The sequence below is a fragment of the Pseudomonas lini genome, assembly GCF_030812475.1.
In the GTDB taxonomy this organism is placed as follows: Bacteria; Pseudomonadota; Gammaproteobacteria; order Pseudomonadales; family Pseudomonadaceae; genus Aquipseudomonas; species Aquipseudomonas lini_A.
This window is the reverse complement of the sequence record NZ_JAUSSR010000015.1, coordinates 113653-140168: the sequence shown is the minus strand read 5'-3', so window position 1 is coordinate 140168 and position 26516 is coordinate 113653. Positions and strand designations below refer to the sequence as shown.

Genomic DNA, 26516 nt, shown 5'->3' with positions numbered 1-26516 from the left:
TCAGTCGATTCCGCCCGTTAGGGTCGTCTGCTCAGCATAGTCGAGGTGTTTGACGAGCTGCGCGCGCAGCCGGGCACTTACCTCGGCAAATTCAATCGATCCTGCGTGATCGCTCAGCTGGGTCATCGCCAGCCCGGCGTAGCCGCAGGGATTAATCCGTCGAAACGGTTCCAGGTTCATATCCACGTTCAGGGCCAGGCCATGAAAGGAACAACCGTGGCGGATCCGCAGACCCAGAGAAGCAATTTTCGCCCCGTCGACGTAGACACCCGGGGCATCCGGCTTGGCCGCGGCCGTGACGCCGTAGCTGGCCAGCAGCTCGATCAGGCACTGCTCCATGCGGCTGACCAGGTCTCGCACGCCGAAACCCAGCTTGCGCACATCGAGCAACAGGTAAGCCACCAATTGGCCGGGGCCATGGTAAGTCACCTGACCACCGCGATCGACCTTCACCACCGGAATATCCCCCGGCAGCAGCACGTGCTCGGCCTTGCCGGCCTGACCCTGGGTGAATACCGGCGAGTGCTCGACCAGCCAGATCTCGTCGGCGGCATCACTGCCGCGTTCATTGGTAAAGCGTTGCATGGCATGCCAGACCGGCTCGTAAGCCATCTGGCCCAGCTCGCGAAAGCCCAGCGTGCCAGACATCACAGCACCATGTGCACGAAACCGGTGGCCCGCAACTCGCTGTTGATGTCGTACAGCTGCTCCTGACCAGTGGCGATGATGTGCAGCTGGATGGTCGTGTACTTGCCGTTGGTACTCTGGCGCTCGGCCAGGGTCTTGTGGTCGACGGTCGCGTGCTTCTCAAGGATCGCAATGATCCTGTCCTTGAACCCCACACCGGTGTCACCGATTACCTTGATCGGGTAATCCGCGCAGGGGAATTCGATTTTTGGCGCCTTTACTTCGGTGTCTGTCATGGCGTAACGGCCTCGTAAGCCGTGGCAACGGACATGGCCCCGCTCCGGATCGGGGCGGGGCCATGCGAGTCCACACTAATTCAGTTGAACAAGCCGTAGAAGAATAGACGGATGCTATCCCACATGCGGCGGAAGATACCACCCTCGTCGACTGCGTCGAGGGCGATCAGGTCGGCGCTGTGCACCACCTTCTCGTCAAGCTTCACTTCGACTTTACCGATCACGTCGCCCTTGGCGATTGGCGCCATCAGTTGCGGGTTCATGGTCATGCTGGCGGCGAGCTTTTTCAGCTGGCCCTTCGGCAGGGTCAGCGTCAGGTCTTGGGCCAGGCCGGCCTTGACTTGATTGGTGGTGCCTTTCCAGACAGGCGCCTGAGCCAGCTCTGCGCCTTTCTGGTAGAAGGTCTGGGTTTCGAAGAAGCGGAAACCGTAGGTCAGCAGCTTCTGGGTTTCGGAGGCCCGCGCCACTTCGCTGTTGGTGCCGAACACCACGGCGATCAGGCGCATGCCATCACGTACTGCCGAAGACACCATGCAGTAGCCGGCTTCGTCGGTGTGACCGGTCTTCAGACCGTCGACGGTCTTGTCGCGCCATAGCAGCAGGTTACGGTTAGGTTGCTTGATGCCGTTCCAGAAGAACTCTTTCTGCGAGTAGATCGCGTAGTGAGCCGGATCTTCGTGGATGATTGCGCGGGCCAGCACAGCCATGTCGTGAGCCGACGAGTAGTGCTCAGGGTGCGGCAGGCCGGTCGGGTTCATGAAGTGGCTGTTGGTCATGCCCAGGTCGGCCACGGTTTTGTTCATCATGTCGGCGAACGCGTCTTCGCTGCCGGCGATGTGCTCGGCGAGCGCAACACTGGCGTCGTTACCCGACTGGATAATGATGCCGTGCAGCAGGTCGCTGACGGTGACTTGCGAGCCGACCTTGATGAACATCCGCGAACCGCCGGTACGCCAGGCGTTTTCGCTGACGGTCACCGGATCGTTCTCGCCGATCTGACCGCGACGGATTTCCAGGGTCGCCAGGTACGCGGTCATCAGCTTGGTCAGGCTGGCCGGAGGCAGACGCTGGTCACCATTGTTCTCCACCAGCACGTTGCCGCTGCTGGCGTCCATGAGCACATAGGATTTGGCGGCCAATTGTGGTGGCGACGGCATCATCTCGACCGCGAACGCGGCAGGCGAGAGGAGCAGCGGGACTAGCAGGCACAGTCGTTTGGCAAAGGTGGTGATGTTCATCCGTCTCTCGAAATCGCTAATGGAAACTGCCCAAGGGCAAAACTAATCAGATGACCTTCTAACGGGCCATCGCGTGTTCAGTTGTTCACTCAGAACCCTTGCCGGGCTTTTGTTCTGGAACGAGCCAACAACCAGGTTCACCCCCCAAGACCGCAAGTGAACCCTCAATCAAGTACTACGTATTACTCGGCGGTGACCAGGCTCGGCGAACCGAGATTGGCCAGGCGCACGCTGTTCTGCACTTGCTGGATTTCACCCGGCGAGCCGATCGGCCCCAGGCGAACCCGATGCAGTGTCTGTTGATTGCGCACGATCGAGCTGATGAACACCGGAGCGCTCACCATCCCGCTGAGCTTCGATCTCAGGAGTTCTGCAGCGTCCGGGTTGGCGAACGCGCCCACCTGCAGATACTGGCCAGAGGCTGGTGCAGAAGCGTTTTTTTTTGCATCGATCGGCACAGGTACGACGGCTGCGGCGTGTTGCTGCGGCGGTGGCGTCCATTGTTCAACGGTGCCGGCCGAAGCCGTGATCACCGGGGCGTTATTTTGCGCGATTTTCGGCTCGTTCAGCATCAACGGTGCCGGACGCCCCTTGGCTGCCCACCATTGTTGCGGGTCGATACCTTCGACCTTGACCCGGGCCGTACCGGTTTCGGCATAACCGAGCTTCTTGGCGGCGGCATAGGACAAGTCGATGATCCGGTCAGAGTAGAACGGTCCGCGGTCGTTGACGCGCAAGACTACGGTCTTGTTGTTGTCCAGGTTGGTCACCCGAACGTAACTGGGCAGCGGCAATGTCTTGTGCGCGGCACTCATGCCGTACAGGTCATAGACCTCGCCATTGGCAGTGTTCTGGCCGTGGAATTTGGTGCCGTACCAGGACGCCGTGCCCGATGCGATGTAGGACTTGGATTCTTGCTGCGGGAAATACGTCTTGCCCAGCACGGTATACGGGTTGGCCTTGTAAGGCCCCGTGTGCAGGGTCGGCGTCGCGTCAGGAATGCGCGATACGTCGACGTCCCACCATGGCGCACCGTCTTTGTGCGCGCGGTTGATGTCCAGGCCTGGCGTTGCACGCACGACGGTGGGAGAAGACTTTGTCGGCGTCGGCGAGCGGCTGGTCGAACAACTGGCGACCAGCATCGTCAACGCGGCGAATGCCATCAGCTTCAGGGGTTTATTCTTAGGCAATGCCCGCATTACTTGACGCCCCGTGCTTGGACCAGCTGTTCAGACAGTTGATGTACGGCCATGGCGTACATCACGCTGCGGTTATAACGCGTGATCGCGTAAAAATTCTTCAGGCCCATCCAGTATTCAGGGCCCTTGTCACCTTCCAGGCGGAATGCCGTGACCGGCATATCATCGCGCAGCGCATCATGACTTGACCACCCCAGCGCTCGCAACTCCCCGACGGTTTTAGTCGGTTCGATACCAGTGGTCAAACCCTGGTCCACCTGATCGCCACGGACATCGGCGCGGCTGACCACGGGCTCGCCGCCCACCCAGCCGTGACGCTTGAAGTAACTGGCGACGCTGCCGATGGCATCGTCCGGGTTGTTCCAGATATTGATGTGGCCATCACCGTCGAAGTCCACCGCATAGGCGCGAAAGCTGCTCGGCATGAACTGCGGCAAGCCCATCGCCCCGGCGTAGGAGCCTTTGAGGGTCAGTGGATCGACCTGCTCTTCACGGGCCAGCAGCAGGAACTCACGCAATTCCTTGCGGAAAAATTCGGCACGGGGAGGATAATCGAAACCCAGGGTCGACAAGGCATCGACCACCCGGAAATTTCCGGTATTGCGTCCGAAAAAGGTTTCAACGCCAATAATCGAAACAATCACCTGCGCCGGCACGCCGTATTCCTGTTCCGCGCGAGCCAGTATCGCCTCGTGCTGACGCCAGAAGTCCACACCGCGGGCGATGCGCGCATCGGTGATGAACATCGGGCGATACTCGCTCCACTGCTTGACCCGCTCGGCGGGTTTCGAGATGGCGTCGAGGATCGACTGCTTGCGCTCGGCTTCGCGGAACACGCCCATCAGCTGTTCACCGGCAAAACCGTAGTCGCGGGTCATTTCACCGACGAATTCGGCCACCTGGGGTGAGCCTTCGTAATCGCCGGCCAACGCGTGCTGCGCTGTGCCAAGGATGCTTACCAGGCCGACCCATGGCGCGTACCGAGTCGCCCAGCCATGCATTACTTGCATTGAAATCTTCACCTTATTCAAACTTGTGCGATCCACTTACGATGGGTATGGATCGACATCAAAACCCCAAACGCTGACAGCAGCGTCACCAGCGAAGTTCCTCCGTAGCTAATGAACGGCAACGGCACCCCTACGACCGGCAACAGGCCACTGACCATACCGATGTTGACGAAAACGTAAACAAAAAACGTCATGGTCAGGCTGCCCGCGAGCAATTTGCCGAACAATGTCTGGGCCTGGGCGGTAATGACCAGCCCGCGACCGATCAATAACAGGTAAATCAGCAGCAGCGCGCAAATGCCCACCAAACCGAACTCTTCACCCATGACCGCAATAATGAAGTCGGTGTGGCTTTCCGGCAGGAAGTCCAGGTGCGACTGGGTACCCAGCAGCCAGCCCTTGCCGAACACGCCGCCGGAACCGATGGCGGCCTTGGACTGAATGATGTTCCAGCCGGTGCCCAGCGGATCGCTCTCCGGGTCGAGGAACGTCAGGACCCGCTGCTTCTGGTAATCGTGCATGACGAAATACCACATGGCGACAGACACCGGCACGGCGGCGGCGATCACGCTGAGGATCCAGCGCCAGCGCAAGCCGCCCATGAACAGCACGAATGCGCCACCCGCCAGGATCAGCAATGAAGTGCCGAGGTCGGGCTGACGCACGATCAGGATGAACGGCAAGCCGATCAGGAACAAACTGACGCCCACGTGCTTGAGTTGGGGCGGCAAGGTGCGCTTGGACAGGTACCAGGCGATGGTCGCCGGCATCAGGATCTTCATGAATTCCGAGGGCTGGAAGCGGATCACCCCGGGAATATTGATCCAGCGCGTGGCGCCCATGGCGTTGTGGCCCATGACGTCCACCACCACCAGCAAGAGCACGCCGAGCACATAACCGACCGGCACCCAGCGGGCCATGAAGCGCGGCTCGAATTGGGCAATGACAATCATCGACACCAGGCCGATGCCGAACGAGGTGGCTTGCTTGGCCAGCAGGTCCCAGCTCTTGCCGCTCGCCGAATACAGCACGAACAGGCTGCCGGCGGCGAGGGTCAGCAACAGGATCAGCAGTGGGCCGTCGATGTGCATGCGTTGCAACAGCGTCGCACGACGACGCATCACATCCTCGCTGGAGAGAATGCGATCGAAATTACTGTTCACGGGCCGTAGCCTCCGCGCTGATTGGGCTGGCGTATTCGGCTTTCAACCGACCGTTCTGGTCCAGGAGCCAGGCGTCCATGATTTGACGCACCACGGGTGCAGCAACGCCGGAACCGGACTCGCCGTTCTCGACCATCACCGACACTACGATCTTCGGGTTGTCGGCCGGCGCGAAACCGACGAACAAGGCGTGGTCACGGTGGCGTTCCTGGACCTTGGAACGGTCGTATTTCTCGCCCTGCTTGATCGCGACGACCTGGGCCGTACCACTTTTACCCGCGATGCGGTATTGCGCACCGAGCGCCGCTTTGCGCGCCGTGCCCCGGGCGCCATGCATGACCTGCTGCATGCCATGATTGACCTTGGCCCAGTCGGACGGGTCGCGCAGGATGATGTCCGGCATCGGATTCTCGTCCTTGGGCCGCTCGCCTTCGACGGTCTTGGCCAGGTGCGGCCGGTTCCAGATGCCTTTGTTGGCCACCAGCGCAGTGGCCTGGGCGAGTTGCAGCGGGGTCGACTGCATGTAGCCCTGGCCAATCCCCAAGATCAGGGTTTCACCCGGGAACCAGGCCTGACGGCGGGTCGCGCGCTTCCATTCCCGAGTCGGCATCAGACCCGCCGACTCTTCGAACATGTCCAGCGAGACCTTCTGGCCAATGCCGAACTTGCCCATGTAGGCCGACAACCGATCGATCCCCAGCTTGTGGGCCAGGTCGTAGAAGTAGGTGTCGTTGGAACGCATGATTGCCGTGTCCAGATCGACGAAGCCGTCACCGGAACGGTTCCAGTTACGGTATTTGTGATCGTAGTTGGGCAACTGGTAATAGCCGGGGTCGTACACCCGACTCGAGGCGGTCACGACGCCGGCATCCAGGCCGGCAATCGCCACTGCGGGCTTGATGGTCGAACCCGGCGGGTACAGGCCACGCAGGACCCGGTTGAACAGCGGCCGGTCGATGGAGTCACGCAGCTCGGCATAGGCCTTGAAGCTGATGCCGGTGACGAACAGGTTCGGGTCGAAACTCGGTGCACTGACCATCGCCAGGACTTCACCGGTTTTCGGATCCAGCGCCACCACCGCGCCACGACGACCGCCGAGTGCGGCTTCAGCGGCTTCCTGCAATTTGATGTCCAGGCTCAGCACGATGTCTTTGCCGGGGATCGGATCGGTGCGCTTGAGTACGCGCAGTACGCGGCCCCGGGCGTTGGTCTCGACTTCTTCGTAGCCCACCTGACCATGCAATTCAGGCTCGTAGAAACGCTCGATGCCGGTCTTGCCGATGTGGTGAGTGCCGCTGTAGTTGACCGGATCGAGGGACTTCAACTCTTTCTCGTTGATCCGCCCCATGTAACCCACCGAATGCGCAAAGTGCGGGCCCTGCGGGTAGTGGCGAACCAACTGTGCGACCACTTCCACGCCAGGCAGACGGAACTGGTTCACCGCGATGCGGGCGATCTGTTCTTCGGTCAGCTCGAACAGGATCGGCACCGGCTCGAACGGCCGGCGCCCCTGTCGCATGCGTTTCTCGAAGATCACCCGGTCCTCGGGCGTCAGCTCCAGCACCTCGACGATCACGTCGAGCACTTGCTGCCAGTCGCCGGAGCGCTCGCGGGTCATGCTCAGGCTGAAGCTCGGCCGGTTATCGGCCACCACCACGCCATTACGGTCGAAGATCAGCCCGCGAGTCGGCGGAATCGGCTGCACATGGACGCGGTTGTTTTCCGACAGGGTCGAGTGGTATTCGTACTGGATCACCTGGAGGAAATAAAGACGCGCGATCAGCACGCAGATCAGCGCCACCACCGCAATTGCGCCGAACACGACGCGGCCACGCACCAGACGGGCGTCTTTTTCGTGGTCCTTGAGGCGGATCGGCTGAGGCATGAGGGCAAAACTACTTGTGGTAAGGGTGGCCGGACAGGACTGTCCAGGCACGATACAGCTGTTCGCCGATCAGAATGCGTACCAGCGGGTGCGGCAAGGTCAACGGCGAGAGAGACCAGCGTTGATCGGCCCGGGCACAGACTTCCGGCGCCAGCCCTTCGGGGCCGCCGACCATGAAATTCACCGTGCGCGAGTCCAGCCGCCAGCGATCGAGCTCGACCGCCAGCTGCTCGGTGCTCCAGGGCTTGCCGTGGACTTCGAGGGTGACAACCCGCTCGTTCGGCCCGACCTTGGCCAGCATGGCTTCGCCTTCCTGACGGATGAAGCGCGCCACGTCGGCGTTCTTGCCACGGGTGTTGAGCGGTATTTCCACCAGTTCCAGCGCCAGCTCGGACGGAAGACGCTTGGCATATTCATGCCAGCCTTCTTCCACCCACTTGGGCATCCGTGAACCGACGGCGATCAGTCGCAGTCGCACAGCGGTCCCTTATTGCTGGTCTTTGTTGAGCTTGACGAAGTGCTCATGGGTGTTTTCCGGGCTGTGGTGAGCCGCGTTCAGAGCACGGCTCTGTTCTGCACCGGACCACAGACGCTCGAGGTCGTAAAATTGACGGGCCGAGGCGGTCATCATGTGAACGATGACGTCATCCATATCCAGCAGCACCCAGTCGCTGTCGCCCTTGCCTTCTTCACCCAACGGCTTGACGCCCTGGGCCTTGACCGCTTCGCGGACCTTGTCCAGCATCGCGCCGATCTGGCGGTTGGACGTACCGGTCGCAATGATCATGAAGTCGGTGATGCTCTGCTTTTCACGCACGTCGATGACCTGGATGTCCTGGCCCTTCACGTCTTCCAGGGCTGCGACGGCAACCTTGACCAGTTCTTCGCCACGCAGCTCCGGCCCGGTTGGAGCCTCTACTGGCAACGGGGCGCTCTTGAACGTGCCTTTGCGCTTTACTTTGGTTTGGTCTTTGTCAGTCATATAAAACTCGTTTTGCTCGTATGTTCAGGCGCTTCAATACACGTTGTTGCTACGTGCCTTGAGGCACTCCTATTCAGTTCGACGCACGGTAAAGTCCGTGCGCATCGATGTAGGCCAGGACCGCGTCGGGCACCAGGAAACGTACCGACTTACCGCTGGCCAGCAGTTGACGGATCTGGGTGGCGGATACCGCAAGCGGTGTCTGCCAGACGAATGCAATCTGTCCGCTCGGCCCTTTGAGGGCCAGCGGGTCGCTCACCGAGCGCGCTGCCAGCAGGTTGCGCAAGGCATCCGGCGGTTCGCTGTCGGCATCCGGGCGTTGCAGCACCAGGATGTGGCAATGCTGGAGCAACTCTTCCCAGCGGTGCCAAGTGGGCAGGCCGCAAAATGCGTCCCAGCCCAAAAGTAGAAAAACCTGGTCCTGCGCGGCCAGTTCGCCACGCATCAGCTCCAGGGTATCGATGGTGTAGGACGGTTTGTCCCGCTGTAATTCGCGGGCATCCACCACCAACGGCGCCACGCCGGCCACCGCGCACTCGACCATCGCCAGACGGTCTTTGGCCGACACCTGTGGCGTACCGCGATGCGGCGGCCTGGCACTGGGTGTCAGGCGCAGCTCATCGAGCGCCAGCGCTTCGGCGACTTCCAGCGCACCGCGCAAATGGCCGATGTGCACCGGGTCGAAGGTCCCGCCCAGCATGCCGATACGTCGGGGTGCAGGGTCGCGGAGGGTCACCGGGGCCGACAAATTGAGGTCGCCCAAGTCAGACCGACGCCTGGCCGCGCAACTGACCATCCCCGACCACGATGTACTTCTCGCAGGTCAGTCCTTCGAGACCCACCGGGCCGCGGGCGTGCAGCTTATCAGTAGAAATGCCGATCTCGGCACCCAATCCGTATTCGAAGCCATCGGCGAAGCACGTCGGGGTGTTGATCATCACCGACGACGAATCGACTTCAGCGACGAAACGCCGGGTATCTGCCAGGTTTTCGCTGACAATCGAATCGGTGTGATGCGAGCCGTGCCTGTTGATATGCTCGATGGCCTCGCTCAGTCCCTCGACCACGCGGATCGAGAGGATCGGTCCCAGGTATTCGGTGTTCCAGTCTTCTTCCGTTGCGGCAACCGCCTCGATGATCGTCCGGGTACGTTCGCAGCCACGCAGCTCGACGCCTTTTTCGCGGAACTGCGCAGCCATGGCCGGCAGAAAATCCTTGGCTACCGCTTGATCCACCAACAGCGTTTCCATCGCGCCGCAGATGCCATAACGGTAGGTCTTGGCGTTAAAGGCTATGCGCTGGGCCTTTTGCAGGTCGGCGTGGACGCTGACATAGACGTGGCAGATGCCGTCCAGGTGCTTGATCACCGGCACGCGCGCATCGCGGCTGATCCGTTCGATCAGGCCACGGCCGCCACGGGGCACGATGACGTCGACGTATTCAGGCAGGGTGATCAGCGCGCCAACGGCGGCGCGATCAGTGGTTTCGACCACTTGCACCACCGCCGCCGGCAGCTCGGCCTCGGCCAGACCGCGCTGGATGCAGGCGGCAATGGCACGGTTGGAGTTGATGGCCTCGGAGCCGCCGCGCAGGATGGTCGCGTTGCCGGATTTCAGGCACAGGCTGGCAGCGTCGATGGTCACGTTCGGCCGCGATTCGTAGATGATCCCGATCACGCCCAGGGGCACACGCATCTTGCCCACCTGAATGCCCGAGGGGCGATAACTCATGTCGCGGATCGCACCGACCGGATCAGGCAGCGCGGCAACCTGACGCAAACCGACGATCATGCCGTCGATGCGTTCCGGGGTCAGCGCCAGACGTTCCAGCAGGGCCGGTTCAAGACCGCTGGCGCGGCCCGCAGCCAGATCCAGCTCGTTGGCGGCTGTCAGCTCGGCGCGCGCAGCATCCAACGCCTGGGCAGCAGCCTCCAGCGCGCGGTTTTTCTGCGCAGTGCTGGCACGGCCGATGACGCGGGAAGCTTCGCGGGCAGCGCGACCCAAACGGGTCATGTAGTCAAGAACGGACTCAGTCATGGTCTGGAGTGGTCTTTGATAAGGTCTTGGTAAAGAGTAAAGCGGCAGATTATAGCTGTCGCGTCCCGGGACTAACAGCGGTGACAGGCGGATGGTCGAAATCAAGGGCAATTTGCCGACGTTCAGCCGTGATTAAGCTGCAAATTGTTATCATCACCACTCAATCAGCCCTGATAAACATCGTTCATCATGACCAACCTGACTGTTCGTGCGTCCGATACGAGCCTGCCCACGGCACTCCCGGACGCGTTTTTCGACCGAGACGCCCAAACGCTGGCCAGGGAATTACTGGGCAAAGTGATCCGGCATCGGGTCGGTGAACTCTGGCTGAGCGCTCGAATCATCGAGACCGAAGCCTATTATTTCGAAGAAAAAGGCAGCCATGCCTCCCTTGGTTACACAGAAAAGCGTAAGGCTTTGTTTCTGGATGGCGGTCACATCTATATGTATTACGCCCGTGGCGGCGATTCACTGAACTTCAGTGCCCATGGTCCCGGCAATGCGGTATTGATCAAATCCGGCTATCCCTGGGTAGATGAATTGAGCGGACCGGCGAGCCTGGCGCAAATGCTGCTGAACAATCCGGACGCCCAGGGCCGCCCTCGACCCTCGCAAAAGCTCTGTGCCGGGCAGACATTGCTCTGCAAGGCGCTGGGTCTGAAGGTGCCGACCTGGGACGCCAAGCGCTTCGACCATGAAGTGCTGCTGGTGGAAGATATCGGGCCCGCCCCCGTCCACATCATTCAAACCACGCGCCTGGGCATCCCCCATGGGCGTGACGAACACCTGATGTACCGCTTCGTCGATGCCGCCTATGCCGCCTATTGCACGCGCAATCCGCTGCGACGAGGGCAGGTCGAAGGCCGCGATTACTTTTTGCTGTAAACACAATCCCTCCTGTAGGAGCTGACGAGTGAAACGAGGCTGCGATCTTTTGATCTTGCTTTAAAACGCAAAATCAAACGATCGCAGCCTGCGGCAGCTCTTACCGGGTTTATCGATAAGTTGGGAGATGTTTTTTATGGGCCCATGGCTCGATAGCGTGACCGGATGGTTGACGGTCAACCCGCAATGGCTGGCCGCCGCGGTGTTCATAGTAGCGTTTGTGGAATGCCTGGCAATTGCCGGGCTGATTGTCCCCGGCACGGTATTGCTGTTTGCCGTCGCAGTCCTGGCCGGCAGTGGTGCACTGTCGTTGAGCGAAACACTGCTGCTGGGCTTCGTCGCCGGCGTGCTGGGCGATATCGTTTCGTACTTCGTGGGACGGCATTTTCACCAGAACATCCGGCGCTTGCCCGGATTGCGCCATCACCCGGAATGGATCGCCGGGGCCGAGGCCTATTTCCAGCGCTATGGCATCGCCAGCCTGCTGGTCGGACGCTTCATCGGTCCGTTGCGCCCCATGCTGCCAATGGTCGCCGGGATGTTCGACATGCCGTTCCCGCGCTTCGCCGCCGTCAGCCTGCTCGCTGCCGCCGGCTGGAGCGTCGCCTATCTGCTGCCGGGCTGGGCCACCGGCGCAGCGATCCGCTTGCCATTGCCGGAAGGTTTCTGGCTGCAGGCGGGCATCGTCGCCGGCAGTGTCGCGGTAATGGTCGGCTTGAGCGCGACCAGCAGTCTGCGCCGCCACCGACGGGCGACGACCTGGATCAGTTGCATGAGCCTGCTGATCCTGATCGGCCTGTTCATCGGCTATCCACACTTGACCGCGCTTGATCAGGGGGTGATGACCCTGGTACAGGAACATCGCAGCCCGACGCTGGATGAAGTGGCCGTCACCTTCACCCTGATCGGTGAGTTCCACAACATGCTGCTGTTCAGCGCCCTGCTCACCGGCCTGCTCTTGCTGTGCCGGCAATGGCGCCAGGCGCTGTTCGCCGGTGGCACCCTGCTCTGCACCGCCCTGGCCAATACCGCGACCAAGGACTTCTTCGCCCGGGTGCGCCCGGAAGTGCTGAGCGATCCCTTGACCAGCTACAGCATGCCCAGCGGCCACGCTTCAGGGTCGTTTGCCTTGTTTTTGACCCTGGCCGTGCTCGCCGGTCGCGGACAGCCGCCACGGATGCGCCTGACCTGGCTGCTGCTGGCCTGCCTGCCAGCGCTGTCGATTGCCTTGTCGCGGGTTTATCTGGGGGCGCACTGGCCGACCGACGTGCTGGCCGGCGCCATGCTGGCCGCGTGCGTGTGTGCAGTGAGCTTATGGCTGAATCAGCGGCAGGCGCCGCTCAACGCCATGCCATTCAAGGTCTGGTGGCTGATCCTGCCCGCATTGCTGGCATTGTTCAGTTTCTTTGCCCTGCGCCATTTGCCCCATGCAATGTTGCGGTACGCGTACTAAACACAACGCTGTGTTTCTCACATTACCAATAATCGAAACCTCTCTCCTCGCCGCTTTCAAAGGTCTTAACCGATGAAAGTGGCGCGCTATAACGCTAACATTTTCCGGCACACGACACTTCTTGGAGCCAGGCGAACCCATAACCATAGTTACAATTTCATCCATGACTTCCGCAAACTCGCGCCTTCCTCACGACAAAAATCAATTACATTAAAACGGACCGTCTCGCACTGAACATTGCGCATGATGCTTAGATCATTCGTCGTCTTCGAGGAACACAACATTAAACATACATAACTTCATGAATATTATTCAACAGCGAGTTTTTTATGAGCCCGAAAACACCACGTAAACCACCTGTTACTGATCCGCACAAACCCGTATTGCCCCATGAGTCTTCGAGAAGGCATGATCTGGATACTCCCACCTATGTGCCACATGTCGCGTGGCCTTCCGATACTGGAGCCTCTTCGATTACCAATCAACGTCATGCTGGCCAACCCCGCGTCGATCCCCCCATTCCACCTGCCATTGAAGTCACCGATTTGCCGACTCGATCGATTTTCGAACATTCAAAGAGCGACAACTCAATGAATAAATACTGGTTGACCGAGAACTTTCTGCGCGGCATGCAAGCACCGAACAACGAGGGTTTTCGCTTCATTGTCGGACGTAAATTTATCGACGTCGAACATGAAGGCACTCTGCGCACTACCCATGTCGACCTTGACCCGACGCTTGGCGTCTATCGCGCGAAGATGCTGGCGGAACGGATTGCCAATGGACCCGTACTGTATAAAAACGACGGACGTCCGACCTGGCGCCTGACAGCGCAGGCCAGTGAAACACCCGAGATCGGCCTTGACCCAAACGGGGTTGGCGGCTCTGCGCTGAAACGGCCTGCGTCGCCAACGAGGGAACGGGCCGAAACAGGCGCGGCACCTAAACGTCCCCGCGTTACCGATACACCGACCTATATCAATCGAAGCCATTACTTGGCCTCGCCGCGCTCCCCGGACGCGCAGGGTTATTACGAACTCAAGCCAACATTGGGGCGCAATGCATCCGACACCCCATTTGCATTCGAAGATCGTTACGGGAACTGGGTTCAAGTCGCCCCGCCTGCCCGGGGATTCGGCTCGCAACCCACTCAACTGACACACTGGACCGATCAGGAGATTTGGGAGCTGTACGGAATTCAGGGACAGGAAATCGAACGTTTTCGGAATCAAGCGCATGTTTCCGGCAAGCCACCGCCATGGGTCGAACCGAACGAAACCGACAACCCGGTCATCAACCTGCTGCGCGACGGCCTGCGGTGGCTCCATCCGGCCATGGGCGCAAATCAGCGCCAGGCGTTCCTGCAGTCCTACAATCTGCTGCCGAGCCAACTGTCTCGCCTGCAACAGCACTTGAAGACTGAACTGTCGATGCCTCAATGGGCGCAAGCGCACAAACAAAAGATTGATGATGTCGGCAACCCGCAACGCCTCGAACAACTCAGCAATGATGTCATCCAAGAGCTGAATCTGAAGCGTGATGCGTGGCACGACTGGTATGACCCGGAGACCAGCATGACCCACGAATGGCGCGAGGCGCTGCTGGCCAAAATGGGTTATCTGCGCAACAAGAATAATTGTCTGTATCGAACGGATGTACCGGCCCTGTTCAGGGGCGACGAGCGCACTCCGTTCGAACTGGCGAACGACAACGCCATGCTTCCTCGATATGCCCACAAACCCGGCGCCACCACCCATAAGCCAATGAGCGCCACCTTCAGTCTCAAGGAAGGCAGGATGTACGCCAGTGCTCCCGACCCCGAATACTTGCGATTCAACTCGCAAACCAACAAACACCCCGGAAGAGGCGCTGACGATACGCCTTCGGATAGCGAAGCCAGCGACACGGAAAGCAGCGAATCCTCCGATTGGTCGGATCCTGACAGCCCGGTCGCCTGGGATCATGACCGCCATTACGAACGCACCAGAGAGCGGCAGACGGAAATGTTTCTGTACGCGCTCGATACCCGCGACCTTGAAGTGGTCCCGCGTGAAGAAAACCACAGATTCAATTCAGCGGCCCGCGACACACCGCCCACCTGGTTTCCCAGCGATAACTACGAAGGGTTGATTTCGGTAACCAAAAAGGGGCTGGAAGCAGAGCGGATCTGGCTGCTGAATTCATCCCTGACCAAGGGCGCAAAAGTAAATGATATCGAGGCGCAAGCCGGTAGCCGCGCCGCACGCATCGAAGCCTCAACGCATGCGGGACACGCCAACAAACATGAATACGACCAACTGATCGATGAAGTGGAGGCTGCGGGAAAACCGCTGCTAAGACTGTCAGGCAACGAAAAAGTATTCGGCTATGACGTAATGTGGCCCTGAGTGCCCCCCCTTTATCAAAGTGTCGCCTGTTTCATCTTTCGTATTTAAACGTCGGCCTGGCGAAGACACAACAATATACAACTAAAAAAACAGGAGTTTTTTAGAAACATTGCACAGCCATTAATAGACCACTTACCCTAAAACCCTTCACGGGCTGTAAGTACCCCACCCCTGCACCGGCACACAAAGAATCGGTGCTTTATAACGCTCATTATTTAAAGGAATAAACAATGGCACAACTTATCGAACCCGCCATGGAAAGTCCAACACACCGCCCACTTGAGATAACGGCGATCAGCGGCTCAGCCAACAGTCATGCCCCGGCCGCCGGCCGAATTGATACGCTTCCCAGCGCGCCACCATTGACACCTGAGCCAACGGAAGCCCCGGACACAACGCAGCCAGGCAAAGTATCCCGTCGCCCGCTGAAAATCCTCGATGAACATTTCGGGCCCTTGCGCTTCGGCAACTCCAACGTCACTCGTGTAGAACTCAAGGCTTTGGGCGCAATGGTATATGGCCACGCTATCAGCGAGGCAAACGCCAATATCAACGCACCCGATCAGCTCTTTATCGATGGATTGAGTTTCGACCCGGCGAAGGTGCAGGCCCGTGTCAGATCCGCGAAAACCCCGGACACTGGCACGGTCGCCACTCTGTTCTATGAAATAGCCATCAGCCGCTCGGTTGGCGCTCCCTCCCTGTTCGTCACCTCCGAGCCGCTCAAGCCCGGCAGCCCGATGGATCGCCTCGACAAACTGGGCAAGTCGGCGCAAAAACTGGACATTCATGCCATCGAACCCCTGACCGGCTGGGGCAAGACCAAAAACCATGCGAAGCATGCTGCAACCCCATTAGGCGTAGGGATGCAGGCCTACGGAATCTATAGTGGCTTAATGGGTGCCATGGAAGCCATGAGAGTTGGCGACACCGGTGAAGCAGCATTCAATGGCGCAGCTATTGCGACTGAATTCGGTTCATTGATCATCGAACGAGGCCTGACCAAGGGCGGAATCGCGATGATCGAGAGCGGTTCCGTCGTACTCAGACGGTTTTCCGCCACATCGGTAGGTGTCGTTTTCAGTCGGGGGGGCGGGTTGTTTGCCAGCGCGATCACCGTGCCATTTGACATTGTCAGTGCCGTCAAGGAATTCAATGCCGCCGCCGCCTCGAAAGGCAAGGTGGCCCAGGACCATTATGTCAATGGCGGCATAAACGTCGCCAGCGCAGGCATCAGCCTTGTGTTGGGCGCGGCGGCACTGGCCGGTTATGGAAGTGTCGCCGGCCCTGTCGGCCTCGCTGCCGCTGTCATACTCATCGTTGGCGCGAAAATCTACCAGGCCGCGCGGATCGTGGACGACATCGATGATTACATTGAACTGGACGGCGGCGAACGGCTTGTTGCCGGCTGGCTGGCCTTCTGGGGGCGAGAGCAAGCTCAGGACGTGATGGATCGCTACAAAATTGCCAAGAGCATCAGCGATCACAAGATCCAGTTAGAGCAATCGGCAAAATTTTTGCTTGAAGAAGCACATAAAGAAGAACTGGAATACATCGTCAACGGCAGTTTCGACGTCACGTTGCGGACAATCAAAATATGGTACTACCAATGGGACGAAAACAACGGGGAACAACCGTACAAGCTTGATAACGAGCCGGTTATCGTTGGCACGGACGACGTTATCGATGCTCGCGACGGGGTTCCGCCGAACCTCCGCGGCATGGTCAAAGGCACCCCGGGCGAAAACAAAGGTATTTTCTGGCGGCTCGGTGACGGCAACGACCAGGTCTTCGGCGTCAGGGACAAATCCAATCTCTTCAGCTATCGGGAAGGCACCAAGACACTGTCCGGCGGTGACAAGGATGACGTTTTTTACTTTGAAACAACCGAATCGGAACTGAATCGGCCATTACAACCTGCTCGAATCAGTGATCTTGACGGGGGAGAGGGTTCCGACACACTGGCCTTTACGGGTTCCCGTACCGAAACTGAAACCCGTCATGTCGGTTACGACGTCAACCTGCAAACCGGCAAGGTCGCCCTTCGCCATCAGGACCCCCGCAAAGACGACATCCCGGTCATGCAGGTCAACTCCATCGAAAAGATCTCGACCTTGCGACGCGGTTCAAATCGGGTCACCGGGAGCGATCAGGCCGATCAGATCTCGGCCAACGGTCACGACCGCATCGACGCAGGACCAGGCGATGACACAATCGCCATTCGCGGGGCGTACTCTCGAGTGAATGGCGGCCCTGGAGCGGATACCTATTACATCGCCGACACATCGGCTAACGTGACAATTATCGAAGACGGCGAACAACCGAGCCTCATCAGATTCGACTGGCCGATGGAGCGAGTTCAACGCTTGCAAGTCGTCGGCACTTCGCTGGTCATCAATTCGTTGCAGGGCCAGGATGGCGAATTACCCGACCATGAGCTGACCATCGAGCAAGTCTATGAGTATGTCGACGGCCAACGTCAATTGAAAAATAATCAGTTACGTTTCATCTTCCAGGACAGTTTCGAGATGCTGCCCTTGTTGACTTTTCATCTGCCTGACTCAAACCCTTGCGATATCGAATACAGAGTGACCGGCGGACAGGACGCACCGACCCCGTACATCATCAACAGCGCAACCGTGGTGCTCGCCGAGCGGATGCCGATGCACCATTTTATCTCACGCGTTGGCCGCAGAGTCGATGTCATCGCTTACGCCGGCACACCTAAAACTTCTGCTGTGTTTTATATGGATTACACAAGTGAAGAAATAGTCGATGTCAGAATCAGTTATGAAGTAGAGAAAAAAATTGGCGTTTCGGATTATACCTATCTGACTTACTCAAACTTCAACCTGTGGATTGAGCTGACCTCGAAAATTGTCAATTTCACGGGTATCATTCGCGAACAACCACATAAAGTAAAACATGCGGCCTATACTTCTGGCAGTATTTGGAAGGCTGGCGAACACAGCGCGCATGACATTGTGCTGATTATGCGGGATGGCAAATCCTATCGATTGACACGCCCCAACATTTCCTACCTTGACGACGCGGCCGCCCCAGGTCGCAAAATGCTCATCGCACCCGAATGCCTGAAGCTGCGACACGGCCACTATCGCTTTGTGAGCCCAGCACGAGTAAAGCCCGTTTTGCTCGCCACCACCCCCCAGCAGGTCAACTTCCCCGCGCCCCCACATGCCGGTATCTATGTACTGCATGGCCAAGCCTCGAAATACGATGTCTATCCCGTCAGCGACACCATGCTCAGCCTGTCCACACCGGGTGCCGCCGCTCAAACCTCTAATGCGTCGACCTGGACCCTCTTCAGTACAAAACTGACAGAAACCGTAACGCGCAATGGAATTCGCCTGAGGTCCGATAACCTGCAAGTCGGTAGCGCAGTGATCCAATTGCCAAGCCTGGACCACCCGGGACCGGTGGAATCCATTAGCGTGGTGACAACATCCGGAAATATTTATTCCGTCGAACTTCTGTTTGAAGTGCTGCAACTCTATGTGATCAATGCACAGGGTTACGCCAGCATCGATGCCTTGCTGACCGACATTCGCGCGCATCAGGAGCGAAGCGAACTGGCCGTATCGGTTGTAGTTAAAAACATAGGCTTCTCGTCACGAACTGACGGCACGGTGTATTACAACTCGATGAACGACTATTGGGGGATCGATACGGATTCTGAATACCGCATCAACCCCGAGCATCTGATCATAGAACGGGCCAAGGATGCTTGATCTGTAATAACCGATCACCCATGCAAACCCGGCGTGACGTTTATCGGCACGCCGGCGCTTACCTCATCAGCCGAAGGACTGGCTGACTCATAAAAAAATGGAGTAAACCCTTATGAAAAAAACGACGTCTGTGTACTCTCCCGACGTCGTTGTGGGTCATCGAATGGCGGCAAGTCCTTCACTGCTCACGAAACGTGAAATTGGCCGACCGTCACCATTACCTCAGGCAAACAACTCCCCCTGCAACTCGTCCAGCAACGCCTGGATTGCGTCCAGCCGCTGTTGCGGATCATCGAGTTGCAGCAGATCGATCTTGTCCAACTCGGCAAACGGCAGCAGATACGCCAACTGATTGGCCAGCGACTGTTGCCCGGTCGCTTCGTTGCCCATGTTCAGCGCTTCGACCATCGGGTGTTCCGCCAGGGCCTTGAGCAACGCGACCAGGTCGGCGTCCTCGTCCTGAAGTGGTTGCTCAGGCTCGTCTTCCAGCCATTCGACCTCGGCGACAATCAACTGATCGCGCTGCACTTCAGTGCGTACAACGTGGAAACGCCGACCGCCCTGCACCCGAATGCCCAGCAGGCCATTGTCCTGCTGCTTGAAATCGGTGATCAGCGCTTCGCAGCCGACCAGCGCATAGCCAGCCGGAGCGATGCCAACTTCTTCGCCATCGAGAATGCAAACCACGCCAAAGCCACCGCCTTGTTTCATGCAGCGGCCAATCATGTCCAGGTAGCGCGCCTCGAAAATCTGCAAGTCGAGGATGCAGCCAGGAAACAGCACCGTATTCAGCGGAAAAAGCGGCAAGCTCATAAATTTTTCCTTACACCACCATCGACACCGCCAACGGCAGGAACACCGCCGTGGCCACACCCATCAGACTCATCGCCAGCGCCGCGAAGGCGCCGCACTCTTCACTTTCCTGCATCGCCACCGCCGTGCCAACCGCGTGGGCGGTCATGCCCAGGGCCATGCCGCGGGCTTCTGGACTATGGACACCAAGCCTGGTCAAAAGACTCGGCCCGAAGATCGCCCCGATCACCCCGGTGATCAACACGAACACCGCCGCCAGCGCCGCGACGCCACCGATCTGCTCGGCCACCAGCATGGCGATCGGCGACGTCACCGACTTCGGTGCCATGGTCATCAGGATCATGTGTTCGGCGCCAAACCACCAGCCCAGCAGTACGCCCATGCCCGTGGCAACCACGCCGCCTATCACCAGCGTAGTAAATATCGGCCAGAACAACTGACGAATCCGCCGCAGGTTGAGGTAAAGCGGCACCGCCAGCGCGACCGTTGCCGGGCCGAGCAGGATGCTGAGAATCTCGGTGCTCTTGCGGTATTCAGCGTAGGTCAAGCCGCACCCCACCAACACGCCGATCACCAGCAACATGGACACCAGCACCGGTTGCAGAAAGATCCAGCGGGTTTTCTCGAACGCCGCCAGCACCAATTGATAGGCGCCCAGGGTGACGCCAATGCCGAACAATGGATGATGAATCACCGACGCCCAGGCCCCGTGCCAGTCGAAGATCATTGGTCGTCCTCGTGAGGCGCGTGACGCTTGATCATGCGCTGCATCAAGACACCGGCGAACGCCAGGGACAGCACCAGCGACAACACCAGCGCGCCGACGATAGCCCAGAAATCCGCCGCGATATCGGCGGCGTACACCATCACGCCCACGGCTGGCGGCACCAACAGCAACGGCAGGTAACGCAGCAGGCTGCTGGCCGCCAGGTTCAGCGGCTCACCCACCTGGCCCCGGCTGATCAAAAACACCAGCAACAGCAGCAGGCCGATGATCGGCCCCGGTAGCACCGGCACAAACAAATGGTTGATGGCGGTGCCGAGCAATTGGAACAGCACCAGCCAGGTCAGGCCACGTAACAACATCCTTCATCTCCCGCAAAACCCGTCGCCCGCAGTGGCGGGTCGACATTATAAGCATGCCGACGCTATGGATCGGCATTCGCAGATAGCATGGACAGTTGACCGGAGCCATTTGCCATGTTGATCTAAAGTGGTAATCCGGGAGGTCAAATCCCCCCACCTCAAAACTATAAAACCGATGAACCCAAGGAGAGTCTCAATGCCCTATGTTCCCGTTGCAGAGCTCAAAGATTATGTCGGCAAGGAACTCGGACGTTCCGAATGGCTCACTATCGATCAGGCCCGCATCAACCTGTTCGCCGAAGCCACGGGGGACTATCAGTTCATCCATGTCGACCCGGTCAAAGCCGCGCTAACGCCATTTGGCAGCACCATTGCACACGGATTCCTGTCGCTGTCGTTGATCCCAAAACTGATGGAGGACATCCTCGTCATGCCTGAAGGCTTGAAGATGGTGGTCAATTACGGCCTCGACAGCGTGCGTTTCATTCAACCGGTCAAGGTCGACTCGAAAGTGCGACTCAAGGTCGATCTGACCGAAGTCACAGAGAAAAAACCCGGCCAATGGCTGCTCAAGGCCACCGCCACCCTGGAAATCGAAGGCTCGGAAAAGCCGGCGTATGTCGCCGAACCCCTGTCCCTCTGCTTCGTGTAAACCATCTCGAAAGCGAAGCAGCTCAGGCTGTTTCGCGCCCTCTGCTTTCTCCCGGCTATATAAGGGCACAGAGCTGCGGCATACTCGGTCGCCTAATTGCCCGGATCCCGCTATGCGCCCACTAGCACTCCTTGCCTTGACCCTGTTGCTCACCGCTTGCGGCGATGGCGAATCACTGTTGCCTCCCGACGCCCGCCTGCCGGACGGCGGTCGGTATCGCGGCGATCTGGTCAATGGCTTGCTGCAAGGCCAGGGCCGCGTCGACTATCCGAACGGCAGCTGGTATGCCGGCGGTTTCGACCAGGGCCAATGGCATGGCGAAGGCGAATGGCACGGCAGTAACGGCGAAGGCTATCGCGGGTCCTTCAATCAAGGGCTGTTCGACGGCAAGGGTCAGTTGAGCACCATTGGCAGCAGCTATACCGGCGGCTTCAAGGCCGGCCGACGGGACGGCGAAGGCACCCTCAAAGAAAACGGCATGACCTATCGCGGGGAATTCAAAGCCGATCAATACTCGGGGCTCGGGCGTCTCGAACTCGAAGACGGCAGCTCGTACCAGGGCCAGTTCGCCCATGGCAAACCCAATGGTGAAGGCCAGCGTGGCGACGCCAGCGGTAATCAGTTCACCGGTCATTTCGTCGACGGTCAACTGGAAGGCAACGGAACATTCAACAGCGCCGATGGCGACATCTACGTCGGCGGTTTCAAGAACAATCAACTGCACGGCAAGGGCCGTTACGAGAACGCCGACGGCGATGTCTGGCTCGGCCTGTTCAAGGAAGGCTCGCTCAATGGCAAGGGCGAGATGATCGGCGCCGATGGCAGCCATTATATCGGTCAGTTCAACGACTGGCGCTTTACCGGCCAGGGCCGATTGAACCTGCCCGATGGCAGCTTCTACATCGGCCAGTTCGACGTCGATAACTACAACGGTCACGGCACGCTGGTACTGACCGATGGCACGGTGCAGAGCGGGACCTGGGTCAACGGCCAGCGCGTGCGCGATGCGGATGGCAAGTTACTGCCCGACCCGCTCGAGCTGGGCTTGCTGGCCCAGGGCCGCCTGCTCGCCGACGCACTGGCCAACGTACCGGCCTCGACCCCGGCGATCGAGCTGTACACCCTGACCCTCGGCGGTGACGGCAAGCAAAGCGTGTTCCTGCGCGAGTCCGATTACGTCAGCAACATGCTCACCAGCCGCTTCGGCGCCTTCGGCCAGATCCGCCTGGTCAACCATCGCGACCACCTTGCCGACCGGCCGATGGCCACCAGGGAAAACCTGCGCCGCGCCGCCCTGACGCTGGCCGAGCGCAGCGGCCCGGAAGATCTGATCTTCCTTTACCTGACCAGCCACGGCACCAGCGAACATGAGCTGGTGCTCGACCAGCCGCGCATGGAACTGTCCGATCTGCCGGCCGACGAACTCGCGGCCGTCCTGGCACCGCTGAAAAATCGCGACAAGATCATCGTGATTTCGGCCTGCTACTCCGGTGGCTTCATCCCGGCCCTGAAAGACGAACGCACCCTGATCATGACGGCCTCGCGGGCCGATCGGGTGTCCTTCGGCTGCTCAGAACAAGCCAACTTCACTTACTTTGGCGATGCCTTGTTCGCTCAGGCGCTGAACCAGACCGACGACCTGGAACACGCCTTCAAACTGGCCAGCGCCACCGTGGCCGAGCGCGAACTGGCCGACAGCTTCGAAGCCTCCGAACCGCAGATATGGGCGCCGAAAACCGTACTCTCCCACTGGCAACTGCTGCGCAAACAGCAAGCACGAAAGGCATTGCAAAGTGCCTCTATCCCCAGCAAGGATGCAAAGAACAACTAAGCTGAATAGTATCAAGGGGGAAACACTATGTACTTGACGCCTCAGCATGTATTGCTTGCCGGAGCTACCGGTTTGACCGGTGAACATCTACTCGACCGTCTGCTCAATGAGCCAACGATTACGCGGGTATTGGCGCCATCGCGCCGGCCCCTGGCCGAGCACCCTCATCTGGAAAATCCGGTCGGCGACCCTGAAATGTTTCTGCCGCAATTGCAGGGTCGCGTCGACATCGCCTACTGCTGCCTCGGCACCACGATCAAGCAGGCCGGCTCGGAACAGGCGTTTCGCGCGGTGGACCTGGACATGGTGGTGGCGTTCGCCAAACGTGCACGGGAGATGGGCGCACGGCACCTGATCGTGATCAGTGCCTTGGGGGCCGATCGCAGATCTCCGATTTTCTACAACAAGGTCAAAGGCGAGATGGAATACGCGTTGCGTGCGCAGGACTGGCCGCAACTGACCATTTGCCGACCTTCGTTGCTGCTGGGCGAACGTCTTGAACCGCGTATGGCCGAGCAATTCGTCGGCCCGTTGTCCCGCTTGATCCCGGGCAAGTATCGCGGCATCGAAGCCTGCCAGCTGGCACGCGCCATGTGGCGACTGGCACTGGAAGAGCAGGATGGGGTGCGGATTGTCGAGTCGGATGAGTTGCGCAAGCTAGGCAAGTAATTTTGCGGCGTTTCAGAGGACGCCTTCGCGAGCAAGCCCGCTCCCACATTTGATCGCGTTCGTCCGGACAACTCGGTCAAAAATGTGGGAGCGGGCTTGCTCGCGAAGGGTGCGACGCCGATCCAGCGCCGAACGCTACAACCCGCCAGTCGCCTGAAAACTGACCCCAATCACGGTCAGCACTGACAGCGGCAACAACAATGTGTCAAGCAAGGCGCTGGCCGGCAGGTCGACGCCCGGGTAGGCCGGTGCTTCTGCGCCGAAGCGGTCCATGGCGCAGCAACCGCCATTCATGGCATACAAATCCAGTCGAGTTCCCGAGTACACCACCGGTGCCCCCGGCTTGGCGGCATCGAGCGTGCGGGCGGTGGCGCAAGCCGTCAGCTGCGACGCCAGCACAATCACCAGCAGCTTATTCATCGCTGCTCAGATGGTGCTCGCCCCAACGCGGCAGCATGTCCTGGGGAATGTTCAGCAGATTGAGAATTCGCGCCACGACGAAGTCGATCAAGTCATCGATCGTTTGCGGCTGATGATAGAAGCCGGGCGACGCCGGCAAAATCGTCACGCCCATGTTCGACAACTTGAGCATGTGCTCCAGATGAATGCTCGAATACGGCGCCTCGCGCGGTACCAGGATCAACTGGCGACGCTCCTTCAAAGTGACGTCGGCGGCACGCTCGATCAGGTTATTGCAGGCCCCCGTCGCAATGGCCGACAAGGTCCCGGTGGAGCACGGCACCACCACCATCGCCGCAGGCGCGCCGGAGCCCGAGGCCACCGGCGACATCCAGTCTTCCTTGCCGTACACGCGAATCTGCCCGGCGGCCGCACCGGTGTATTCGGTGAGGAAGGCTTGCATCATTTGCGTCTTGGGGGGCAACGTGACGTCGGTCTCGGTGGCCATCACCAATTGCGCCGCCTTGGAGATCAGGAAGTGCACCTCGCGGTCCTCGCGAATCAGGCAATCCAGCAGGCGTAAACCATACTGGGCGCCCGAAGCGCCGGTTATCGCCAGCGTGATGCGTTCCGGACCATTGTTCATTGCAGCGCCTCGGCGAGTTTGCCGTGCAGTCCGCCGAAGCCGCCGTTGCTCATGATCACCACGTGGGTGCCGGGCTGGGCCTGGCTCTTCACGCGTTCGATGATCCCTTCCAGCGAATCGCTGACGATCGACGGCACCGTGCACAACGCGGCGGTTGCGCCCAGGTCCCAGCCGAGGTTGGCGGGCGCGTACCAGATCACCTGATCGGCATCGACCACGCTTTCCGGCAAGCCATCACGGTGAGCGCCGAGCTTCATCGAGTTGGAGCGCGGCTCGATGATCGCGATCAACGGTGCGTCGCCGATGCGCTTGCGCAGGCCGTCGAGGGTGGTGGCAATGGCGGTCGGATGGTGGGCGAAGTCGTCGTAAATGGTGATGCCACGGACTTGCGCGACAACCTCCATCCGGCGCTTCACGCTTTTGAAGGCACTCAGCGCGGCGATGCCCATGGACGGCACGACGCCGACGTGACGTGCCGCAGCCAAAGTGGCCAGGGCGTTGGCAACGTTGTGCTGGCCGGTCATGTCCCACTCGACGACGCCTTGGGTTTCGCCTTCGAACATCACTTCGAATGCCGAACCGTCTTCGCTCAGCAACTTGACCTGCCACTGACCACCAGCGCCGGTGGTTTGCACTGGCGTCCAGCAGCCCATTTCAATGACGCGCTGCAAGGCAGGCTCGGTGGTTGGATGAATCACCAGGCCTTCACTCGGAATCGTCCGCACCAGATGGTGGAACTGCCGCTCGATGGCTGGCAGATCGGGGAAGATATCGGCGTGATCGTACTCAAGGTTGTTCAGGATCGCGGTGCGCGGGCGGTAATGCACGAACTTGGAGCGTTTATCGAAGAAAGCGCTGTCATATTCGTCGGCTTCGATGACGAAGAAGGGTGTGTCGCCCAGGCGCGCCGACACCGAAAAGTTCTGCGGCACGCCACCGATCAGGAAGCCCGGGCTCATGCCCGCATGTTCCAGCACCCAGGCGAGCATGCTGCTGGTGGTGGTCTTGCCGTGGGTACCGGCAACGGCCAGCACCCAGCGGCCTTGCAAAACGTGATCCGCCAGCCATTGCGGGCCGGAAACGTAGGGCAGGCCTTTGTTCAGCACGTATTCGACGGCCGGGTTGCCCCGGGACATGGCGTTGCCGACCACCACCAGGTCCGGTGCCGGATCAAGCTGCGCCGGGTCGTAGCCTTGGGTCAACTCAATGCCCTGCGCCTCCAGCTGGGTGCTCATCGGCGGATAGACGTTGGCATCGGAGCCCGTCACGTGATGGCCCAGCTCTTTGGCCAGAACTGCCATCGAACCCATGAAAGTGCCGCAGATACCAAGAATATGAATGTGCATAGTCGACCTCGTAAAACATGGCCGCAGGTTAGCCCAGGCAGGGGAAATTCGCACTCAGTGTTTGAACATCCGCCGTCTCTGTAGGAGCGAGGCTTGCCCGCGAAGGCCATTACGCGGTTTAACGGATGGACCGCGTTATCGTTCTTCGCGGGCAAGCCTCGCTC

At 59.5% G+C, this 26516-nt stretch carries 24 protein-coding genes; 7 read left to right on the top strand and 17 right to left on the bottom strand.

The genetic code is table 11. From position 1 onward, the window contains the following. From lipB to J2W17_RS25760, 11 genes are all read right to left on the bottom strand, one after another. Positions 1–648: a lipoyl(octanoyl) transferase LipB gene (gene lipB, locus J2W17_RS25810; RefSeq protein ID WP_307341361.1), complete on the bottom strand. Its 648-nt coding sequence runs from the start codon at positions 646–648 to the stop codon at positions 1–3. Further along, a complete protein-coding gene (locus tag J2W17_RS25805) occupies positions 648–923 on the bottom strand; it encodes a DUF493 domain-containing protein (protein WP_150711007.1) in 276 nt (91 codons plus the stop codon). The genes lipB and J2W17_RS25805 overlap by 1 nt, the downstream gene beginning before the upstream one ends. 80 nt (positions 924–1003) lie before the next feature. Next, the gene (locus J2W17_RS25800; RefSeq protein ID WP_307341357.1) at positions 1004–2161 is read right to left on the bottom strand and encodes a D-alanyl-D-alanine carboxypeptidase family protein; all 1158 of its coding nucleotides are present in this window, start codon (positions 2159–2161) and stop codon (positions 1004–1006) included. A 182-nt stretch (positions 2162–2343) separates the two neighbouring features. Continuing rightward, positions 2344–3360: a septal ring lytic transglycosylase RlpA family protein gene (locus J2W17_RS25795; RefSeq protein ID WP_307341355.1), complete on the bottom strand. Its 1017-nt coding sequence runs from the start codon at positions 3358–3360 to the stop codon at positions 2344–2346. Then, positions 3360–4370 (bottom strand): lytic murein transglycosylase B, encoded by a 1011-nt coding sequence (gene mltB / locus J2W17_RS25790; protein WP_307341352.1) that lies wholly within the window; start codon positions 4368–4370, stop codon positions 3360–3362. The genes J2W17_RS25795 and mltB overlap by 1 nt, the downstream gene beginning before the upstream one ends. 17 nt (positions 4371–4387) lie before the next feature. Beyond that, positions 4388–5491: a rod shape-determining protein RodA gene (gene rodA, locus J2W17_RS25785; protein WP_307341433.1), complete on the bottom strand. Its 1104-nt coding sequence runs from the start codon at positions 5489–5491 to the stop codon at positions 4388–4390. A gap of 31 nt (positions 5492–5522) precedes the next feature. Further along, entirely contained in the window at positions 5523–7418 is a 1896-nt protein-coding gene (mrdA, locus tag J2W17_RS25780; RefSeq protein WP_307341348.1) for a penicillin-binding protein 2, read from the bottom strand. 10 nt (positions 7419–7428) lie between these two features. Then, positions 7429–7896, bottom strand: a complete 468-nt coding sequence (rlmH, locus tag J2W17_RS25775; protein WP_007937439.1) for a 23S rRNA (pseudouridine(1915)-N(3))-methyltransferase RlmH — start codon at positions 7894–7896, stop codon at positions 7429–7431. 9 nt (positions 7897–7905) lie between these two features. Next, positions 7906–8400, bottom strand: a complete 495-nt coding sequence (rsfS, locus tag J2W17_RS25770) for a ribosome silencing factor (RefSeq protein ID WP_128871437.1) — start codon at positions 8398–8400, stop codon at positions 7906–7908. A 73-nt stretch (positions 8401–8473) separates the two neighbouring features. Beyond that, positions 8474–9100 (bottom strand): nicotinate-nucleotide adenylyltransferase, encoded by a 627-nt coding sequence (nadD, locus tag J2W17_RS25765; protein WP_307341430.1) that lies wholly within the window; start codon positions 9098–9100, stop codon positions 8474–8476. A gap of 64 nt (positions 9101–9164) precedes the next feature. After that, positions 9165–10436, bottom strand: a complete 1272-nt coding sequence (locus J2W17_RS25760; protein ID WP_307341343.1) for a glutamate-5-semialdehyde dehydrogenase — start codon at positions 10434–10436, stop codon at positions 9165–9167. 189 nt (positions 10437–10625) lie between these two features. Here J2W17_RS25760 and J2W17_RS25755 point away from each other — a divergent pair, with 189 nt between their 5' ends. From J2W17_RS25755 to J2W17_RS25740, 4 genes are all read left to right on the top strand, one after another. After that, complete coding sequence (locus J2W17_RS25755; RefSeq protein WP_307341339.1) at positions 10626–11321, top strand: DNA-3-methyladenine glycosylase; 696 nt, start codon at positions 10626–10628, stop codon at positions 11319–11321. Positions 11322–11457: 136 nt separating this feature from the next. Further along, positions 11458–12774, top strand: coding sequence for a bifunctional DedA family/phosphatase PAP2 family protein (locus J2W17_RS25750; RefSeq protein WP_307341336.1), 1317 nt, complete (start codon positions 11458–11460; stop codon positions 12772–12774). A 590-nt stretch (positions 12775–13364) separates the two neighbouring features. Continuing rightward, positions 13365–15161 (top strand): hypothetical protein, encoded by a 1797-nt coding sequence (locus J2W17_RS25745; protein WP_307341333.1) that lies wholly within the window; start codon positions 13365–13367, stop codon positions 15159–15161. 230 nt (positions 15162–15391) lie between these two features. Continuing rightward, positions 15392–18910, top strand: coding sequence for a calcium-binding protein (locus J2W17_RS25740; RefSeq protein ID WP_307341330.1), 3519 nt, complete (start codon positions 15392–15394; stop codon positions 18908–18910). A 222-nt stretch (positions 18911–19132) separates the two neighbouring features. Here the strand turns inward: J2W17_RS25740 and J2W17_RS25735 are convergent, their stop codons facing one another. The 3 genes from J2W17_RS25735 to J2W17_RS25725 are packed head-to-tail and all read right to left on the bottom strand — an operon-like array spanning position 19133 to position 20809. Continuing rightward, complete coding sequence (locus tag J2W17_RS25735) at positions 19133–19723, bottom strand: LON peptidase substrate-binding domain-containing protein (RefSeq protein WP_128871430.1); 591 nt, start codon at positions 19721–19723, stop codon at positions 19133–19135. 10 nt (positions 19724–19733) lie between these two features. Continuing rightward, positions 19734–20450, bottom strand: a complete 717-nt coding sequence (locus tag J2W17_RS25730; RefSeq protein WP_150746856.1) for an LrgB family protein — start codon at positions 20448–20450, stop codon at positions 19734–19736. Beyond that, positions 20447–20809: a CidA/LrgA family protein gene (locus tag J2W17_RS25725; protein WP_307341320.1), complete on the bottom strand. Its 363-nt coding sequence runs from the start codon at positions 20807–20809 to the stop codon at positions 20447–20449. The genes J2W17_RS25730 and J2W17_RS25725 overlap by 4 nt, the downstream gene beginning before the upstream one ends. 196 nt (positions 20810–21005) lie before the next feature. On the opposite strand from J2W17_RS25725, the gene J2W17_RS25720 reads away from it, so the two are divergent. From J2W17_RS25720 to J2W17_RS25710, 3 genes are all read left to right on the top strand, one after another. Next, a complete protein-coding gene (locus J2W17_RS25720) occupies positions 21006–21461 on the top strand; it encodes a MaoC family dehydratase (protein WP_307341317.1) in 456 nt (151 codons plus the stop codon). A 112-nt stretch (positions 21462–21573) separates the two neighbouring features. Further along, complete coding sequence (locus tag J2W17_RS25715; protein WP_307341313.1) at positions 21574–23292, top strand: C13 family peptidase; 1719 nt, start codon at positions 21574–21576, stop codon at positions 23290–23292. Between the two features lie 27 nt (positions 23293–23319). Next, positions 23320–23961 carry an oxidoreductase gene (locus tag J2W17_RS25710; RefSeq protein WP_307341310.1) on the top strand — a complete coding sequence of 214 codons (642 nt, stop codon included), beginning with the start codon at positions 23320–23322 and terminating at the stop codon, positions 23959–23961. Positions 23962–24096: 135 nt separating this feature from the next. Here J2W17_RS25710 and J2W17_RS25705 read toward each other — a convergent pair whose 3' ends face one another. Genes J2W17_RS25705 through mpl form a run of 3 tightly spaced genes read right to left on the bottom strand, consistent with a single transcriptional unit; the run spans position 24097 to position 26352 of the window. Next, the gene (locus J2W17_RS25705) at positions 24097–24381 is read right to left on the bottom strand and encodes a YceK/YidQ family lipoprotein (protein WP_307341307.1); all 285 of its coding nucleotides are present in this window, start codon (positions 24379–24381) and stop codon (positions 24097–24099) included. Then, positions 24374–25006: a flavin prenyltransferase UbiX gene (gene ubiX, locus J2W17_RS25700; RefSeq protein ID WP_307341303.1), complete on the bottom strand. Its 633-nt coding sequence runs from the start codon at positions 25004–25006 to the stop codon at positions 24374–24376. Before ubiX ends, J2W17_RS25705 begins: the two co-directional genes overlap by 8 nt. After that, the gene (gene mpl, locus J2W17_RS25695; protein WP_307341300.1) at positions 25003–26352 is read right to left on the bottom strand and encodes a UDP-N-acetylmuramate:L-alanyl-gamma-D-glutamyl-meso-diaminopimelate ligase; all 1350 of its coding nucleotides are present in this window, start codon (positions 26350–26352) and stop codon (positions 25003–25005) included. The genes ubiX and mpl overlap by 4 nt, the downstream gene beginning before the upstream one ends. Positions 26353–26516: the final 164 nt, after the last annotated feature.